The following is a 2,978-nucleotide window of genomic DNA, read 5'->3' as shown; positions in this document are numbered from 1 at the left end:
AAAAACTTAGCTTACATTTGGCAGTGAGAATCGCGTGAAAGGGGAGGGATTTGGCGGTTTTACTTTCCGGCGGATACTATCCAGCTTTCCGGCCAAACGATGGGCTTTGTGGGGGATCGAGGGCTCGTGCCGACAGAAACGGGAAGACTCAAAAAACAGCACCGCCCCACATTTTGGGGGCGGTGCTCATCTGGCGGTTGTATTGAATTTGACGAATTTACCAATTAGGAACGGACATCACTCCGGCAGCGGCGGTTGCCCGGAAACAACCGGGACGCCCACATTCACTTTCTGATCGAGCTGTTTCATCGCTTCGATCACGCTATTTGTTCCGAACGTGACACCCTGCGCAGCCGGACTGTTCCGGGTATCAGCGGCGAAGAAATTCCGCAACTCCAAGATAGCCGGGGCCGTGAGGATAATGAGGGCGGCCGGTGCGAGACAGAACAGAATCGGCAGGACGAGCTTGACCGGGGCCTTGTTGGCCCGGGCAAGGGCCGATTGCCGCAAAGAGACGCGGAGGTGATCCGCGTGATCGTGAAGGGAGCTGGCGAGCTGGCTGCCCAATTGGGTTCCCCGGGCAAGCACGGCGGCGAGTTGCCGCACTTCGGGCAGGTCCACCCGGCGGGTCAGGTCCTCCAGGGCCAGCTTGAGACTGCTCACCTCCGCCTGGCGTTTGACGAGCCTAAGCTCCTCAGCAAGTGCAGGATAGGCCCCCATCTGGCCGGCCACATGTTCCAGACTATCCAGGAGATTGAGGCCGCCCGTCAGGCACATGCTGAGCATGTCAACCGTGTCGGCCAGGCCGCTGCGGATCTCCTCGTACCGCGCCTTCCGCCGGAAGTACACATAAAGTCTGGGGATAATCGATAGCACCACGCCGCTGAAAAGTCCCACCCCGAGAATGTGCCAGGTCCACTGAGGATCGGCCAGAACCGCACACACCCCGGCAATGATGAGCGGCGTGACCAGCAGCAGGAAACGGAACGCATAGATTGTGTTACGAGCCGCCGGATGGTACAGCCCCGCCTGCTTCAAGAGAAGCTGGAAATCCCGTGTTTCCTTGGCGGATTCTGGAATCTGGGCAGCCAAAGCCGGTGTTAAAGCCCCGAAAGCGCCGTCATCTTCCAGCTCGGGATCAATGATTGGGGGCTTTGTCGATGGATTCTCCGAAGTACCCTTCGTCCGCCGCCACAGCCAGATTTTTCGCACCAGCAGCGCGACGACGAAAACACTCAGAAAAGCCAACAGGGAAAGCCCCCAGTCGTTCCAGAGGGTGATGATCTCGTTCCAGGAACCCAGGTCAATCGGCGTCATAGAATCGATACCTCAACGAATATGATGAGTCGACGACTTTTCTTACTCTGACAATCCGCAATTCGACAAGCTGTTCGGAAGAAAAGCTCTGGGGTTCAGTATTTCACCTGAAGAATGCGCCAGACCCACAGGAGCCCCACCAGTTGGAGGCATCCCGCGATGGCAAGCAACGTGGGTCCGCGGGGATGAGTGAGGAACTGCTGGATGTACTCCGGCCGGGACCAGCCCAGCACCGCCACCGCGATGAGAATACCCACCGTCAGTCCGAGCACGGAAAGCCGACTGCCCGCGGTCACCGCCTTCATATGTCCGCGGAATTCCGAACGCTCCCGCGCCGAACGAGCGAGACGACTGGCGAGATTGGCGAGATCGCCTCCCGTTCGGCGATGGACGAGGACCGCAGTCGCAAAAATCCGAAATTCAGGCAGCGGAATCCGATAAGACATGCGTTCCATAACCCGCTGGGGTGAATGTCCCAGTTCAAGCTGGGCGGCACACCAGCGGAATTCGTTTTGAAGCGGGCCTTTGCTTTCTTCAGCGGCGAGGACCGCGGCACGTTCCAGCGACAGCCCACTCCGCACGGCATCCGCAAATAACTCCAGCGTGGAGGGCAGCTCCTTGCGCATCGCAGTGATGCGTCGCCACGCTCGGAACTTCCACCACGCCAGAGGAATCACGGCCCCGACCAACGTCCCGAGCATGGCCAGGAGGAAATCATCAAACAGAACCAGGCACACGGCAGCACCCAGAACCGCCGTCGCTGCGGGGATTATGCTGGCCGTGGTGCGGTCCAGGGTGCTTCCCGCGGCTTCCAAAAGTTCATAAAACCACCGGTCCAGACGAGTTCGGGCAGCTTTTTCCGGCGACACATACACAAGGTCCGCCGGATCGAAATCCTCCCGGTCCTTCTGCCCGGACGCCTGTTTCCCCAGAAAGCGTAGTGCGATCAAAAGCAGAAGTCCGCTGACGGTGGTGAATGTCAGAACAGGATACAGCCATTCATGCCATGGCATCGATGGAAACCTCCTTTTCAAGAGCGATTGCTCGTGGTTTCGATGAGGCGTTTTGTGAAGAGCGACTCGGGAAGGAAGATGCCCTGCTCTTCCAGGCGAGTCAGAAAGCGCGGGACGTTGCCGGTAGCGTAGAAATGTCCCTTGGCCACCCCTTCTTCGTCCACACCTTCCTGACGGAAACCAAACAGTTCCTGAAGTTCATAATCCCCATTGGTGAAGCCCACAATTTCCGAGATCCGCATCACCTTTCGTACACCGCCTTTTAATCTCGCCAGATGTACAACGAGTGTGATGGCGGAAGCGATGTACTGACGCACAATCGGTACTGGCAGCTCGAATCCCGCCATTCCCACCATCACTTCCAGGCGTGAGAGAGCGTCGCGGGTATCGTTGGCGTGGATGGTGGTGAGGGATCCTTCGTGCCCCGTGTTCATGGCCTGGAGCATATCGAGGGCTTCCGCGCCGCGGACCTCGCCGAGGATAATTCTGTCCGGCCGCATTCGCAGGGCGTTGCGGACCAGATCGCGGGGTGTCACCTCGCCCCGGCCTTCCGCGTTGGCGATGCGTGTTTCCAGACTCACCACGTGTTTTCGTTGGAGGCGTAACTCGGCCGAATCCTCAATCGTCACCAAACGTTCGTCTTCTGGA

Annotated in this window: 3 protein-coding genes; all 3 read right to left on the bottom strand. The window is 58.6% G+C overall.

The annotated features are described in order from the left end of the window. Positions 1-237: 237 nt before the first annotated feature. Positions 238-1,317, bottom strand: a complete 1,080-nt coding sequence (locus H5U08_RS14425) for a type II secretion system F family protein (RefSeq protein ID WP_297034515.1) — start codon at positions 1,315-1,317, stop codon at positions 238-240. Positions 1,318-1,412: 95 nt separating this feature from the next. Further along, positions 1,413-2,330: a type II secretion system F family protein gene (locus tag H5U08_RS14420; RefSeq protein WP_297034513.1), complete on the bottom strand. Its 918-nt coding sequence runs from the start codon at positions 2,328-2,330 to the stop codon at positions 1,413-1,415. 17 nt (positions 2,331-2,347) lie between these two features. Then, positions 2,348-2,978 (bottom strand): CpaF/VirB11 family protein (locus tag H5U08_RS14415; RefSeq protein WP_297034511.1); only part of this gene is annotated, 631 nt, incomplete at its 5' end.

Source organism: Thermogutta sp. (genome assembly GCF_014359955.1).
Taxonomy (GTDB): Bacteria; Planctomycetota; Planctomycetia; order Pirellulales; family Thermoguttaceae; genus Thermogutta.
The sequence above is the reverse complement of the archived record's forward strand: the minus strand, read 5'-3'. Positions and strand labels throughout refer to the sequence as shown.